The following is a 14657-nucleotide window of genomic DNA, read 5'->3' on the forward strand; positions in this document are numbered from 1 at the left end:
CTGCGCTACGCGCAGCTGAAGATCGCCAATAGGGCTTCTCAGTATGAATAATTCGGTCCGCTCGTCCGTTCGCGTGATCCTGATTTCGGCGCTCCTTGGCGCAGCGGCCATGGTTCATGCCGCGGAAAGTGCTTATCGCAATCCGGCCGACGCCCCTGTCCCTTCGCCGTTTGATAATCGCATCGTTACTTTTACCTATAGTCAGGACGCCGTGTTCACGCTCCTGACGCAAGCGGGAGTCTCGACGCACATCCGGCTTGAGGCTGGCGAAGGAGTCACCGAGAAGCCTGCATTGGGTGACACGATTCAATGGCGGATCAGCGGCGGTCCAACGCACCTCTTTGTGAAGCCGGTACGATCCGGAATCTCTACATCGCTCACGCTTGTCACGAACAAGCGCACGTACGAATTTTTCCTTGTCGCGTCGCAGCCGGGCGGAAAGTTCTATCAACAGGCGAGCTTCATGTATCCCGAGGAGGCGAGGGAAGTCCAGCTCAAAGCTCAGCTACAGGCCGAGAGCTTTATCGCGGAGAAGCGCCGTCTCGACGCGCAGATCTTGACGGCGCCGCTTGATCCGACGTCGTTCCGCTACGGGTACAAACTGAGCGGAGATGCTCCATTTCGTCCGATTGACGTCTTCGATGACGGAAAGAAGACCTTCTTCCGCCTTCCGAACGTCCAGGACATGCCCGCCGTTTTCATTCCCGATGACCAGAAGCGCCTCCAGCTTATCGTTACGCGAGTCGACGGGAACTTCATCATCGCCGACCGCGTTGGTGACCGCTTCATGTTGAAGCTGAATGACAAGGAAGTTTCCGTCGAATCGGATCGTATCAAACGCTGGTGGAACGTCGGCTCCAGCAGCAGCGGCCTTGATAACTGAGGCTGACCATGTCCGACGATATTCAGGATCAGGACTTGCCCTTCGAAGCTGAGAACCCATCACGTCGCCGGGTAGACCGGGATGACATGCGGAACTCAGTGCAGGAGCCGGAACGAGAAGCGGTCGAGGAACTCACTCGCGGGAAGCGGAAGAAGGGGAAGACTGCCGGGTTCCTCCTTGTGGTGTTGCTCCTCGGCGGAGGTCTCTACTACCTGTACGGCGGGCCGGATGCACCGGCGGGACGTCGCAGAAACGTGGAAACGCTTACACCGTCAGAGACAGCCGGCGCCACTGTGCTGAGCGGAGCGAAGGCCGCAGAGGCGCAGGCGGAACAGGAACGCAAGCAAGCTGCTGCGTCGGCGGCCGCTGGGCAGGGCCGCGCTGACCCTAACGCCGCCGCCACGGCGGCGATAGGAACCGGGCAAGGCGGGTTTGCGACCAACGCAGGTCCGGCTAGCGCCACAAATCAAGCGGTCTCTCAAGCCGCAGCCGCCGCTGAAGCGGCTGCTAAACAGGAGGCCAAAGAGAAGGCAGAGAAGGAAGCAACCATTGCAGCGTCCCCTTTGCAGTCGAACGAAGTTCAAGTGCTTCGTTCTGACGATGGCGGCCGTCCAGGTGGTCCGCAATCGGCGGCCCACCAGCTCGCACAGAGCTTTTCCGAACAGATGAAGGCTAGTCAAGCGTCAGCCGACCGGCAGATGGACCGCGTATTGCAAATGTCAACCAGTTTTGGCGGGCAGGGTGCAGCTGCGGGGAGCGCTCTTGGTCCAATTAGCAACGCTTCCCAGCAAGATCAGTGGCTGAACTCGCAGAAGAGTGGTGCTGGCACCCCGACGAAGATGCACGCGGCACCGACCATGCCCATTGTCAGTGAAGGAACGCCTGTGCGTTCTGTGCTTCTCACGGGCCTCGATACAGACAATCCGGGCAGTGTGAAGGCAATGGTGACGAGCGACATCTACGACACCTTTACCGGTCGTGTTCTCTTGATTCCGAAGGGCTCCACGCTCACGGGGAGCTACAACCACGACGTCAAGGTTGGTCATAACCGTGTCCTGATCGCGATTACACGGCTCATTCGACCGGACGGATCGTGGATCGATCTGTCGGGGACCTCGGGCGCTGAGATGGATGGCACGAGCGGCCTCGAGAGCGACGTCAACAACCACTTCTGGAAGATGTTTAGCAGTGCGATGGTGGTCGGAGCCGCGACCTTGCTGCTGGATAAGAGTCAGCAGAACGTGACGGTAAATCAAGGCTTGGGGACAAGCCAACTGGGCGGGACTATCTTCGCCCAGACGCTGCAGCAAGTGGTCTCGACCTTGCTGAATAGGAACAAGGATATCCCTCCAACGCTTTCGCGTTCTGGCGGCACGGAGTTCATATTCATGGTCCGGAACGACCTGGCACTTACACAGTATTACCGGAGGTAACGTCAATGCGAGTGAACATTGAAAGTGGCATCGTGTCGTGGAGCATGCGGTGCCTTCTCCTGTCGAGCCTCGCTTTCGGCCTGCATACGGCTCACGCCGCGGCGGCGCTTGACTTCGGCTATCGAATTGATGGGCCGGCAAATGTGCGGCCGACACTCGTGTTCAACGACGGCGAGAACACATACATTCAGCCCTCGGGCAGTGCGCGAACGCAGGTAGCAGGTGCCACCGCGGACGGTCCATACCTGCGTCTGCCCGGTATCCCTGAGTCCTTCGTAGCTCGGATCGGATCGATCTCGCTTCAGGTAAAACACATTGGGCTGCCCTCCGGCCCCGCCAGTGAGCCCGCTTACGGCCCAACGCAAAGCCGGTATCAGGCAGCATCCCCGCTTCATCAACCGCGGGCGGGCGATGCCGTGCCTCGACGTGATTTGCTGCCGGATGGGAACTCATCGTTCAAGCCTGCCGGCGCAACCTCCACCGACGCGGTCACCAAGGATTCAAGTAATGATGGTGCAGGGGACTTGCGGTCTGGTGCGGACCGATCGGCGGCAGTCCCGGGTCGGCCTGCCTCACGAGAGGGTGCCGCACCGGCAGCGAGCGAGAATCGAGATGGTTCCGACGTCTCATATTTGGCTAAGGCTTTTGGCGCCGATGGCATTCGCGAAGGCGCCAATGGCTCAATCCAGATCCGCTTCCCGGTGCGACCGAGCGGCGGTATTCAGTTTGTGACCGAGACTGGAAAGCGCCTGTCGTCCTCCTGGGACGATCGCACGGGTGTCATGACGATCGACCCCTCGCCTACATTCCTGGTCCGGGATGGGCGCTCTAGTGCGATCGTTACGCGGGAAGTTGCGGACACCTTTCACTTCCCGGGCGAGAACGCGGCGGGGCTCGACCAGGTCTTCTCCGAGCGAGGGAATACGTATCTGCGCGTTGGCGATGGGACCAAGAAGGTGACGGTGCGAGTTGACGGAAGGATCGTGAAGGGTCAGCAGAAGGGCCGCTACTACCGCGTCAATGGAATAGGGGAAACCTTCGTCGTGGACGCGGACGGCTTCGAAGTGACGGTCACGCGTTCCCGGTCGGTCCGCTTTAGCGACCGCGCAGGCAGCTCGTCGTGACGCCGCCCATCGCACCTGCCATCGGCCGAAGCCTCGGGGGCGTGGCGATTGCCATCATCGGTACGCTCGCGTGGATCGGCGTGGCCAGCGCCGACTGCCTCGACGATGCCGCGTTGTTTCATGGGGTCAGCCCTTCCTTGCTCCGAAGCATCGCGATGCAGGAGTCGGGCCTGCGGCCATGGGTCACCAACCGCAATGCAAACGGTTCAGAGGATATCGGCCTCATGCAGATCAACTCGACCCACCTGGCGCGCCTGGGCAGGTATGGGATCACACGCGCCCACCTGTTTGATGGATGCATCAATGCCTACGTTGGCGCGTGGATTCTGCGCGAGAACATCCAACGCTTCGGACCAACGTGGAAGGCGGTCGGGGCCTACAACGCATCCTCACCCGACAAGCAGTTGCGCTACGCCAACCAGATTCATGCGCGGTGGCAGGCGCTGCAGCGCGCCGCCTTGCGGTAGTTCCTTCACCTCAATCGAACGCATAGCTATGTGCCAATCCAACCGAACCGTTCGCTTTGCCGTCGCCGCAGCATCACTGGTGAGCGGCCTGATCCTTGTGCCGGCTGTGCATGCCTCGCAGCTGTCGAACGACGGCTGGCAGCAACTGCAGGCGCCAAATGGCGCCAAGACTGCCAAGGCCGCCGTCAGCCCGACATTGCTGGCCGCCAACACGCCATCCGTTGGCGCGGCGCCGAGCTTGACCAGCACCGCCGTGCCCAACGTCGCGCCGGCAGCCGGTGTCGTGTTCCGACTGGTCAAAGGGGAGGCGCTTCAACAGCAGCTTCAGAACTGGGCGAGCCGTGCCGGGTGGACGGTCGCCTGGAACGTTCCGGACGGCTGGATCGTGCCCGGCGACAAGGACTACGGCAGCGACTTCGAAAGCGCAGTCAAGCGTGTGGTGGAGGAGCTGGCCAATAACGGCGCCGACGTGGTGGGGGATAGCTGGCGCGGCAATCGCACGGTGATTATCAGCCAAAACGGGATGGTCCAATGATGATGATGAAGAGCAATGCGGCGCGCTACACCGCGTCCGCTGTGGCGGCCGCCACGCTGCTGTCGGGCTGCGGTGTGATGGAAACGCGCAATGTACAGAACGCGATCGGCAACGAGGCGCACGCCGCATACGCCGATGCGCCTCGCAGCCGTCCGGTGTTCCGAGTGCATGAGGGCGCCTGGCTGATGGGTGAGAAGATCCGCGCCAGCAAGCCGCAGCCGGACATTTACAACAAATACACGGCGTTCGATGGCACGCTTGGGTCATTGACCGAAGCCGCGAACTGGATCGCACAGAGTGTCGGCGTGCGGGCGATCGTGGACGCCTCTGCCATTGCGTCAGCGACGGGCGGTTCGGCACCTACGCAGCCCGCCGCCGGGTCGAGGCCGACCGGACCCATTCCGATGGGCGGCACGCCGCGCGTTGACCTCGCCGCCCCGTTGGCCGGCGCGTCTGCATCGGGCCAGAGTGCCGGCATGGCGAGCACCATGCCCTTGACCCTCCGGTACAAAGGCAACTTCAAGGGTTTCCTCGATGCCGTCGAGGCGCACTTTGGTGTCTGGTCGCGTTACAACGACGGCACGGTGTCGTTCTTCCGGACGGAAACCCGGACCTTCATGCTGCCGAGCCTCGCGGATGCCTCGTCCATGACCGGTTCGATCACCACGTCGGACAGCAGCTCCGGGGGCATGGCCGGCGCCGGCGGGAACGGCGGCAGTGCAGGCGGAAGCGGCGGCCGTAGCGGCCAGTCGATGAGCATGTCGGTCGATATGAAGCCGTGGGAGACCCTCCAGGCGACTGCCAAGGCCGTCGCTGGCGCCAGCGCCGAAGTCGTGGTCGACAAGAACCTTGGCACCCTGACCGTGACAGGCGATCCGGTGCAGTGCGATCGCATCGAACAGTTCGTCAAGAGCCTCGCCGCCATGTACGGCAAGCAGGTGGCCATCGATGTGCAGGTCTACGAAGTCCGCGTCACGCGTGAGGACAACTACGGGCTGAACCTGTCGCTTGCCTACCAAAGTTCCGCTGGCCAGGCCGGCGTCGCGTTCAGTTCCGTCAGCACGCCGACGATTTCAGGTAGTGCCACCCCGATGAACTTGGGCGCGACGATCATGAGTGGTCCTTTCGCCGGCAGCAAGGCCGTCGTGCAGGCGCTCTCCACGCTCGGCAACGTGTCGCAGGTGGTTTCGCGCTCGGGCGTGACGCAAAACGGCAAGGTCCTGGCCCTGCAGACGGCCACGCTGCAGGACTATGTCGCACAGTCGCAGACGACGCTGGCTGCCAACGTCGGTTCCACCAGTTCCATCCAGACCGGAACCGTGACCTACGGCTTTACCAGCAACTTCCTGCCCAAGGTTGTCGATGGCCGGATTCTGATGAACTTCGACATGACGCTGTCGGATCTGCTGCCCCTGCAGCGCTTCAATTCAGGCGGAGATGCGAACCAAACCAGTGTACAGCTGCGCACCATGCCGACCAACCGGTTCACGCAGTCGATCACCTTGAAGCCCGGTGAATCGCTGGTGCTCACAGGCCTGCGCAACCAGAAGGCGGCTACGACCAACAACGGCGTCGGCGAGCCGTGGATGGCGGCGCTGGGCGGTGGCGTCGGTGCCCTCAAGGGAGACACGGTCATCGCCATCATGATCTCGGCCCGCTTGCTGTAACCCAGAGACAATTCCATGCAGAATCGCGCATTCAATCATCGTTGGACCCCTGCCGCCCTGGCGATTGTCGCTACCGTCGGCCTCTCGGCTGCCATCCCTGCCAATGCGGCGTCGCCGATGTCGAACCCTGTGGCCGCAGCGATTGCCTCGGCCGGGGGTAGTCCGGCGAATACGCAGGGCACTGCGCCCTCGTTGCCGTCGCCCTCTGCTACTTCAGCGACCGGGAATGTGGCTCCTACAGCCACCACGGCGCCCACTGTCGAGACAGCCCAGCCGTCGCGCCCCACTGACGCACCGGAACTTGCCGCCTTGCAGTCTCAATTGGCACTGTGGAAGGCGCGCGCCGAGATCGCCAAGTACAAGGCAGAGGTGAAGCGGGCGGAGGATTCGCTGATCGCGTCCCCTGCCGGCGCGGCGCCGGGGGGCGGCGCGCCATCGATTTCGCTGGCCGGTCCGATGCCGGCTGGCGGCGTGGCAGAGCGCGCGCCGCGCATCGCGCCGGAGGCGCCTCGCGTGGTGTCGCTTCGCGCGTTCGATGGTCACTACACCGCGGTTGTGGATGTCAGCGGTCGAACCATTCCGGTCCACGCTGGCGACACGCTGGATGGTGGCTGGAAGGTCGTCAGCATCGATGACGGTGGGGTGAAGCTTGCCAACGGCAAGCGCGTGCGCACGCTGAGGCCTTGAGCGATGGCTGAGATCCTGTCATTCCCCGGACTGAAGGGCAGCTTCACCATCGGGCTGACCTGGCAACACGAGGAAGAGCAACCGAGCCAGGGTGTCCTACGCGCACGTGCGCTGGAACTCGGTCGGACCGTCCGCTGGGGCGTGGTGCATCAAAGCGCGGAAGGGGCCATCCAGACCGGATTCTGCGAAGCGATCGCCGGCGCAAAGCCGGGCGGGCTGAAACCGCTCGCCGCAATCGTTGCCGGCCAGCACCGCCAGCCATGGAGGGGACTCTTCCACCTGCAGGGCAGCCTCTACTGGTACATCGCCGTCCGGCAGGGTCAGGCCGTTATTGCCGGTGGCGACCGGGTGGGCACCCTGGAGGAACTGGAACCGATCCGGGAGCGGCATCGCGCCCTTGGGGATTGGACGGATGTTGAAGGGACGATACGGGATCTCGCCAACATGACGCGCGCTGCAAAGGGCGTGTCGCCCATGCGGGACGTGCTGACCGGCCCTTGGAAGTCGACGTCCTATGCGGTGGCTGCGGCAATCGGCGTGGTCGCGCTTCTCGTCGGAGGCTGGTACTGGTACGACCAACAGCAGGAGGCTGAGCGCGAGGCGCAGTTGATGCGACAGCGCGCCATCGCCGCCGCGCAACGCGCCAATGAGGCCGCACGGCAGCGGGCCATACCTTGGGTCGAAGAAGCGACGCCGACCGCCTTCCTGCAGGCCTGCCGCCGCGCCTGGGACCGGCAGGGCCTAGCGGAGGCTGGCTGGACGCTCTCCAGCTGGCGCTGCAAGCCGGCCACGTCGACCACCCTGACGATCGAAACCACGTGGAAGCGTGAGGGCGGCTTGGCTGCCAATGCTCCCGGAGCGCTTTCCACGGACGGCAATCAAGCGACGGCGACGGCGAATGCGCCGGCGGCATTCCTGCCTTCCTCGCGCGCGGTCAGTGCGACAGCCGCCGCGCAGCGGTCGATGTGGACGTACGCACAGGGTAACGGCGTGAGTTTGCAGTTGACCTCTCCGCCCCCACTGCTGCCGGCAGACGGCAACACCCCGGTCGATCCTTGGCTCGCCATGACCACGGACATGGGCTTTGGTGCCCCGCCGTGGCTGGGTGCGGGCGAGGGGTTGGATGGCGTGGCAGGCCTGCGCCTGACCGAAGTCAGCTACGAAGCAGCCGCCCAGTCATGGAAGGGCACAGGAAAACTGTACGCAATGCGGGACGGCGCAGTGCCGCCCGCTGGGAGTCAATGATGGTCAAGACCATATCGCGCCTGTGGCGCAGTCCACGCAACACCTCGGCAGGGGTCGCCGCACTTGCGGCGCGCGCCGAGCCGTCTGTGAAGTCCGATGCCCTGGCGTTGCCGAAGCCTCCGGAGGTGCTTGAGCCGCATATCCTATACCCGCGTAACCTGCCCGCCACCTTTGACCGTGTCGCCTTCAACCTGAACCACCTGACTGCCGACCAGGCATCGGCGCTTCGCCAGCGCGCCGCGGAAAGCGGCCTGCATGTGGAAGATGTCGCCAAGGAACTGGGCCTGACCGATGACAACGTGCAGCAGGTGCTGGCTGTGCACGGTTGCGATATCTATGTGGATGCCCGGCATTTCGGCACGCCGCGGCTGCTCACTTGGGAAGCCAAGCTGCGGCGCAGCGGCGCCGCGCCCCAACTGCGCAAGGTGTCCGCGCAGGAGCTTGCGGTGTTGCGCCAGCAGCGCGGTTCCGGTCAACTGCAGGATACCGACCTGCAGACCCTGACGCTCGCGCGCCGGCTGATTGCGGATTGCGCCGCCCTGATCGCCTCGGACATTCACATCCTGGTTCGCGAGCACCACACCGAGATTCAGGTACGGATCAAGGGAGACCTGCGCACGGTCTCCGCGCTATCGATGCGCCGCGAGGAGGGTGAACGCCTGATCCGCGCGATGTACACGGGCCTCGCCACGGTGAAGGCCGCCACCTATAACCCGCTGGACGTGCAAGACGCGCAGATCGCCGGCGACGCGCTGCCGGGCACCGGGCTTTCGAGTGTACGGATCGTGCGCGGGCCCGCTTACCCGGTGGAGAGTGGTGGCGGCTTTCTTGTAGCGCGGCTGCAGTATCGGGAGCACCACGAGGGCGCACTGAAGGCGGACGCGGTCGACGCGACCAAACGGCTCGAACTGCGCTCGCCGAAAGCGCCGGGCGGCGAATTCAAGCTCGGCCAGATGGGCTACACGCAACTGCAAGTGGAACTCATCGCGCAGCTGCTGCGGCGTCCCATGGGCGTGATCATCGTGACCGGTCCGACCGGGAGCGGAAAGACCACGACGCTCTTTGAGTGCACGCGGCATCAGGCACGCCTTTTCCCGGAGAAGCGGCTCATCACGATCGAGAATCCGACCGAGTACCCGATGGACTGGGCGATCCAGCTCACCACGGAAAGCGAGCGGTTCCCGGAAATGTTGCGCATGACGCTGCGGATGGACCCGGATGCTGTGCTGCTGGGCGAAATCCGCGGTGTCGAGGAAGCGATCGCGACACTGCAGGCGGCGGCGACCGGCCACCAGGTGCTCACCACGCTGCACGTGACCGACCCGTTCGAGACGTTCTCGCGACTGGTGATGCTGGACCATGTTCGCTTGGCGATGGAGGTGATCGCCAATCACAACCAGATCATCGGCCTCATCGCGCAGCGGATTGTGCCGCTGCTGTGTTCGAAATGCTCTGTGGAGCTGGACAAGGCCCCAGAACCACTGCCGGATTACATGCTCAGTGCGATGCGAACCTGGGGCGATCTCTCGGAAGTCCGAGTGCGCGGCGCGGGCTGCGATCACTGCCACGGCGAAGCAATCATTGGTCAACAGGCGCTAGCTGAAGTTGTCGTGACCTGCGAGCAGCTTATGCAGGATTGCATCAACGACGGCGTATTGGCAGCGCGGCGCAATCATCGGCGCCGGGAGGGTTCGGACAAGCCCATGATCTCGCACGCGATGGACCTTGTGCTGGCGGGCCGCCTGAGCCCTGTCGATGCGGAGCGAAGCGTAGACGCTATTCCAATGCGGGAGAAGCTGTGAGCGGACTGTCTTGGGCAATGCGCCGGCGCCTGTATCAACAGGCCTCGAGCCAGTTGGAGAATGGGCTGACTCTCGCCCAGGTCATTGAGGACTTCCGGGAGCGGCAAGCGCGGCGAGGCCGCAAGCGCGCCGCCGAGGCGGCGCACGAAGTCAGTCGGCAGGTGCGCGATGGCAAGACGCTGATGGCGGCGATGGGTACGAGCCTCAGTGATCTGGAACGCAGCGTGCTGGACGCCGGCGAGAAGGCCGGACAGCTGCCGGACGCCATGCGCCTGGTGCTGGACGTGCGCGAACTGACGACGCGCCTGCGCCAGAAGCTGCAGGCTAGCTTCTTCGCGCCCGCTGTGTACCTGGTCACGCTATATGTCGTCCTGCTGCTGATCGGCGGCTACATCGTGCCGCAGTTCACCGATGTGCTGTCGATCGATAAGTGGACAGGATGGGCATATGCCATGTACGGAATGGGCCAGCTGGCTGTGGGATGGCCGGCGCCGGTGATCTTTGGCAGCCTCGGTGCCTACGCCGGCTGGAGCTGGTGGGCGTTGCCGAGGTGGGCCGGGCCGGGCAGGCGATTCTTTGACCAGCATGTGTTTCCGTTCACGGTGTACCGCGAGATCACCGGTTTCAGCTGGCTGATGTCGTTCGTCGCGCTGCTGCGGGCGAAAGTGCCTGACATTGCAGCGCTGGAGGGCCAGATCGGGACGGCATCGCCATGGCTGGCCTCACGCTTGAGGCCGATTCGACTCGGCCTGGCCGATGGCCTGGACCTCGCGGAAGCCATGCGGCAGACCGGGAACGGCTTTCCTTCGCTGGATCTGATCGATGAAATCGGCGCGTATGCGGGCTTTGACGACTTCACCGAGAAGATTACGGTGGCGGTGCGGCAGAACGCCGAAGTCATCGAGCGGCAACTGCTTGCGAAGGGGATGGTGATGTCGGCGACCTTCACCGGACTGATGTTCCTCGCCTTCGTTGTGCTGCAACTTGGCTCGAACTCGCTCTCGGAGATCCTCACATCTTCGATGAACAAACTCTGACAATCGCTTTCGCAATCTCACAAGGAGTATCAAATGGACGGAATTCTTGGGCGTATCGTTGCCATCGTGTTGGGTCTGCTGGCTCTCGTTGGCATTGCCTATGCCGGGTACAACGGCTTTCAGAGCCACAAGGCCGGCGTGGTCGCAACCAATATCACGCAGCTGATCACGAATGCGCGTGCAGGGTTCTCGCAGGGAAACAACGGCTATACCAATTTCACCACCGCTAATATCGCTTCGATGATTACTGGCGGCATGTTTCCCTCGGACATGGTGCGTGGCACGGCGCTCGTCGACCCTTGGGGGAATGCGGTCACGCTGGCCGCCGCCAACAACGGGTCCCAGGGTGTCATTACCTTCGGCGGTGGCAATGCCCAAACGGCAAAACAATGCGTGAGCACAGCACTGGGCCTGAAGGACTACGTGACGCTGGCGGTCGGCTCGACCACGTTCAACCAGACCAACCTGCCTGACCAGGCCACCGCCGGCGCTGCCTGTAGCGCCACAGCGACCTTCACCCTGACCTTCCAGTAAGCAGGCAAAGCGCTCACAGCGACGAGGCGGATTTCCACCGGCATCACGTCCACGGTGGAAGGCGACGAAATCTGGGCGTGGACAATGGGGAAAAGACATGGATGGAATTCTCGGGCGCATCGTCGCCATCGTTCTCGGGCTGCTGGCACTGGTGGGTATCGCATACGCGGGCTACAACGGTTTCCAGAGCCACAAGGCTGGCGTGGTGGCCACCAACATCGCACAGCTGATCACAAATGCCCGCACTGGATTTTCGCAGGGGAATAACGGCTACACCAACTTCACCACAGCCAACATCCCGGCGATGATCACCGGCGGAATGTTTCCGTCGGACATGGTGCGCGGCACGACCCTGGTCGACACGTGGGGGAATGCCGTGACCTTGTCGGCCGCAAACAGCGGCTCGCAGGGCGTGATCCGGTTCGGCGGCGGCGGTGCGCAGACGGCAAAGCAGTGCGTGAGCACCGCAACTTCGCTGCGCGACTACGTCTCGTTGGCCGTCGGAACTACGACCTTCACGCAGGCGAACCTGCCAGACCAGGCCACCGCCGGCGCCGCATGCAGTACGACTGCCAGTTTCACCCTGACCTTCCAGTGAAGTTCCAGGCGGCAACCAAGGGTTGAGGAGAAGGGCATGGGCTATCTCATCTTGCCGATCGCGACCGTCCTGTTCTGTCTCGGGATTGCTGCCCAAAGCCGGCAACTATCCGAAGCAGCGACTGGGGCCGGCATGGCTGGCCGCATGGAATCTGTAGCGACGGTGACGGCGCAGCAGGCGCAAGCATACGGATCGGCTTGCGTGTCCACCGCCGGTGCAACGCCGGGGCTGGTCGGTGCGAGCGTGACGCCAGTGCTGCCATCAGGGATGGTTGCCCCGGCTGGTGCCGGATGCATGGCCGTCGCCAACCCGGGCGGCGGGCGCGACGTCTACGGATATGTGCGCGTTTCAGCGGGCGCAAGCGGCGCGCTGCTCAGCAGCACAGAGGGCAGTCTCGCGTGGTTCCGGGTCCGCAGTCAGGGCACGGCCGTCAATCTTGCCACCGGCGTCGCTTACAGCGTGCCGGCAACCATTCCCGTTGGGGCGCTGGTCAATTGGGTCCAGTTGAACACCTGAGAAACGCATGGAAGCCATCCTCGGATATCTCGTCGCGCTGATGCTATCGATGCTGAGCCTTGCCGGCTTTACGACGTGGGCAAAGGCCGGCGTGACAAACGTGCAGACCGCCGCCGCGGCGAGCCAGATGCTTGTCTTCGACAAGGCCGCCCTGCAGTTCGTGCAGGACGAATCCGCCACGCTGGTTGCTCAGGCGACTGCAAGCGTCCCTGTCAACGTTACGCCGGCCATGCTGATCAACGGCGGCTATCTGCCAGCCGGGTTCTCGGCGACCAACGTGTTCGGCCAGACCTGGCTGCTCCAGGTCCTGCAGCCAACGCCGAACAACCTGCAGGCGCTCGTCACGTCGCAGGGCGGGCGACCGATCACCGACACTCGCCAGCTCGTCCAGATCGCTGCGCAGGCAGGCGCGCAAGGGGGCTTCGTACCGTACGCCGGGCAGAATGGCGACCCGACCATGGTGGCAAATCGAGCCTACGGGGCATATGGTGCATGGCAGGTGCCGCTGGCCAACTATACGAACCCTGGCAGCGGCCGGCTCGCGTCGTTGCTCGCCTTTACCGGCGCGCAGGCCAACAACGGCTATCTATATCGGGTGCAGGTTCCGGGGCATCCGGAACTCAATCGGATGCAGACGTCGATCGACATGGGCGGCAACGACGTCAGTAACGCAGCCCGGGTCACGGCGACAACGGCGTTGACCAGTAGCGGCGATACCTACCTGACGAGTACCGGGGCGCCTGGTACTGCTTGCGGCGTCGAAACGTCGTCGCGTCGAAGCACCACCGGCACTGGACACGTGATCTGCTCCGGCGGCATCTGGCAGTCGGTAGGGACTGCGGTAGCGAACATTTACGAGGGGCTTTGGTGCGGCAACAACGGTCAGATTGCAACCAGCGCTACTAACGTTGGCTACGTTTGCAAGGGCAATCGATACATCGCACTGAACAGCGCCCTCGGCAGTATGACTGTCACGCGAAAGATTGAGAACGTGACGGACGGAATGTGGATTGCCAAAGACAACTGCCCAACTGGTAGTGCTTGGGCGCTATACACGCCGAAGCAGCAAATGATCAATATCAGTGGCAACGTGCTACCGCCAATCCAGGGCGTCTATTTCTGGCTGAACGACTACGGCACGCATTGGTACGCGCAGGCAAGCGCTGTTTCAACTGCAGCGTGGTACAGCGGTAACGATGTTGGCGCGATTGGTGGCCAACTCGTCGGAACTGTAACCACTGGCTGTTCATACTGAGGGGAATCGTTCATGGGAAAAATGAGGATCACGGAAAACGCAGTGCTAGCATTAAGCATTCTTTTGCTGCAGGAGGCACACGCCGAGGTGATTAGCTTTCCGGCGCCGCCGATGACCGTGGCCAATTGTGCGACCGATTACTATTGGGCGAATCGGGAGGGCTCCAACTTAGCCTACTGCAGACAAAACTTGCCACCGCCACCCCCACCCCCGCCCCCGCCGCCTCCAACATTAGTGTGTCGCTACGAGTTTTGGAAATTCATGATCGCGATTGGGCCGGGTGGTAACTGCAGTGCGGATGGTGGATGCGACGGATATGGATACGCCGTTTATGATGGCGTCCCGAACAACCCCACTGTTGCACGCACTTGGACTTCCTGGGATACCGGACCCATCGTACATGATCCACAAGCGATGTGGCCGCTTATCCAGGCTGATATGCAGTCACGCGGCTATTACCTTGGTGCCTGGAAGACTTCAACACCTGGCAATGGGAATTATCCCGACTCCAGCTACCACGAGGTTTGCAAGTATTGAGATCCCAGGGCTGGAGAGACAAAGAACCCCGTCGTTGCGGGGTTCTTTGTTTCTAGGGAAAGGCTGATTTAATCGACGAGAGTGTCGACGTTGAGCAGCTGTGAAGCGTTGATAGACTAAGGACGACCAGCGAGCTACGCCGATGCAACAAATCAGTTTTGCTAGTGCCGAGTATCTGGGAAAGAAGCGCGTTACGCGGCGCGAGAAATTTCTGGGTGAGATGGAGCAGGTGGTGCCCTGGGCTCGATTGCTGGAGGCACTGGAGCCGTACTACCCCAAGGGCAAACGAGGGCGCCCGCCCATTGGCCTGGAACGCATGCTGCGGCTGTACTTTGTG

14 protein-coding genes and 1 pseudogene are annotated in these 14657 nt (G+C 62.8%); all 15 read left to right on the top strand.

Annotated features, from left to right (window positions below; all coding sequences use genetic code 11):
* Window positions 1-43 precede the first annotated feature (43 nt).
* Entirely contained in the window at window positions 44-883 is an 840-nt protein-coding gene (locus A3A5_RS39525; protein WP_081624013.1) for a TrbG/VirB9 family P-type conjugative transfer protein, read from the top strand.
* An 8-nt stretch (window positions 884-891) separates the two neighbouring features.
* Entirely contained in the window at window positions 892-2316 is a 1425-nt protein-coding gene (locus A3A5_RS0129400; protein WP_018314024.1) for a TrbI/VirB10 family protein, read from the top strand.
* A 5-nt stretch (window positions 2317-2321) separates the two neighbouring features.
* Window positions 2322-3440, top strand: a complete 1119-nt coding sequence (locus tag A3A5_RS43655) for a hypothetical protein (RefSeq protein WP_157637316.1) — start codon at window positions 2322-2324, stop codon at window positions 3438-3440.
* A gap of 41 nt (window positions 3441-3481) precedes the next feature.
* Window positions 3482-3907: a lytic transglycosylase domain-containing protein gene (locus tag A3A5_RS0129410; RefSeq protein ID WP_081624015.1), complete on the top strand. Its 426-nt coding sequence runs from the start codon at window positions 3482-3484 to the stop codon at window positions 3905-3907.
* 79 nt (window positions 3908-3986) lie between these two features.
* Entirely contained in the window at window positions 3987-4442 is a 456-nt protein-coding gene (locus tag A3A5_RS0129415; RefSeq protein WP_232431481.1) for a toxin co-regulated pilus biosynthesis Q family protein, read from the top strand.
* Entirely contained in the window at window positions 4439-6109 is a 1671-nt protein-coding gene (locus A3A5_RS0129420; RefSeq protein ID WP_018314028.1) for a type II secretion system protein GspD, read from the top strand. The genes A3A5_RS0129415 and A3A5_RS0129420 overlap by 4 nt, the downstream gene beginning before the upstream one ends.
* Window positions 6110-6124: 15 nt before the next feature.
* Complete coding sequence (gene pilP / locus A3A5_RS42265) at window positions 6125-6796, top strand: type IV pilus biogenesis protein PilP (protein WP_081624014.1); 672 nt, start codon at window positions 6125-6127, stop codon at window positions 6794-6796.
* Window positions 6797-6799: 3 nt separating this feature from the next.
* On the top strand, window positions 6800-8041 hold the full coding sequence (gene pilO2 / locus A3A5_RS0129430; protein WP_018314030.1) for a type 4b pilus protein PilO2: 1242 nt from the start codon (window positions 6800-6802) through the stop codon (window positions 8039-8041).
* Window positions 8038-9843, top strand: coding sequence for a GspE/PulE family protein (locus A3A5_RS0129435; RefSeq protein WP_018314031.1), 1806 nt, complete (start codon window positions 8038-8040; stop codon window positions 9841-9843). The genes pilO2 and A3A5_RS0129435 overlap by 4 nt, the downstream gene beginning before the upstream one ends.
* A complete protein-coding gene (locus A3A5_RS0129440) occupies window positions 9840-10880 on the top strand; it encodes a type II secretion system F family protein (RefSeq protein WP_026201252.1) in 1041 nt (346 codons plus the stop codon). Before A3A5_RS0129435 ends, A3A5_RS0129440 begins: the two co-directional genes overlap by 4 nt.
* A 33-nt stretch (window positions 10881-10913) precedes the next feature.
* Window positions 10914-11414 (top strand): prepilin type IV pili, encoded by a 501-nt coding sequence (locus A3A5_RS0129445; protein ID WP_012354557.1) that lies wholly within the window; start codon window positions 10914-10916, stop codon window positions 11412-11414.
* A gap of 97 nt (window positions 11415-11511) precedes the next feature.
* Window positions 11512-12012, top strand: coding sequence for a type 4 pilus major pilin (locus tag A3A5_RS0129450; RefSeq protein ID WP_018314033.1), 501 nt, complete (start codon window positions 11512-11514; stop codon window positions 12010-12012).
* A gap of 36 nt (window positions 12013-12048) precedes the next feature.
* Window positions 12049-12528, top strand: coding sequence for a hypothetical protein (locus A3A5_RS0129455; RefSeq protein WP_018314034.1), 480 nt, complete (start codon window positions 12049-12051; stop codon window positions 12526-12528).
* A 7-nt stretch (window positions 12529-12535) separates the two neighbouring features.
* Window positions 12536-13783: a shufflon system plasmid conjugative transfer pilus tip adhesin PilV gene (pilV, locus tag A3A5_RS0129460; RefSeq protein ID WP_018314035.1), complete on the top strand. Its 1248-nt coding sequence runs from the start codon at window positions 12536-12538 to the stop codon at window positions 13781-13783.
* Between the two features lie 679 nt (window positions 13784-14462).
* Window positions 14463-14657: pseudogene (locus A3A5_RS0129465) on the top strand (IS5/IS1182 family transposase); the annotation flags it as partial.

Origin of the sequence: Cupriavidus sp. UYPR2.512, from assembly GCF_000379565.1 — a bacterium.
Taxonomy (GTDB): Bacteria; Pseudomonadota; Gammaproteobacteria; order Burkholderiales; family Burkholderiaceae; genus Cupriavidus.

Coding starts and splice junctions, on each gene's coding strand:
- A3A5_RS43655 (WP_157637316.1), top strand. CDS start 2,322: ATGCGAGTGAACATTGAAAGTGGCATCGTGTCGTGGAGCATGCGGTGC.
- pilP (WP_081624014.1), top strand. CDS start 6,125: ATGCAGAATCGCGCATTCAATCATCGTTGGACCCCTGCCGCCCTGGCG.
- A3A5_RS0129400 (WP_018314024.1), top strand. CDS start 892: ATGTCCGACGATATTCAGGATCAGGACTTGCCCTTCGAAGCTGAGAAC.
- A3A5_RS0129435 (WP_018314031.1), top strand. CDS start 8,038: ATGATGGTCAAGACCATATCGCGCCTGTGGCGCAGTCCACGCAACACC.
- A3A5_RS0129420 (WP_018314028.1), top strand. CDS start 4,439: ATGATGATGATGAAGAGCAATGCGGCGCGCTACACCGCGTCCGCTGTG.
- A3A5_RS0129455 (WP_018314034.1), top strand. CDS start 12,049: ATGGGCTATCTCATCTTGCCGATCGCGACCGTCCTGTTCTGTCTCGGG.
- pilO2 (WP_018314030.1), top strand. CDS start 6,800: ATGGCTGAGATCCTGTCATTCCCCGGACTGAAGGGCAGCTTCACCATC.
- A3A5_RS0129450 (WP_018314033.1), top strand. CDS start 11,512: ATGGATGGAATTCTCGGGCGCATCGTCGCCATCGTTCTCGGGCTGCTG.
- A3A5_RS39525 (WP_081624013.1), top strand. CDS start 44: ATGAATAATTCGGTCCGCTCGTCCGTTCGCGTGATCCTGATTTCGGCG.
- pilV (WP_018314035.1), top strand. CDS start 12,536: ATGGAAGCCATCCTCGGATATCTCGTCGCGCTGATGCTATCGATGCTG.
- A3A5_RS0129445 (WP_012354557.1), top strand. CDS start 10,914: ATGGACGGAATTCTTGGGCGTATCGTTGCCATCGTGTTGGGTCTGCTG.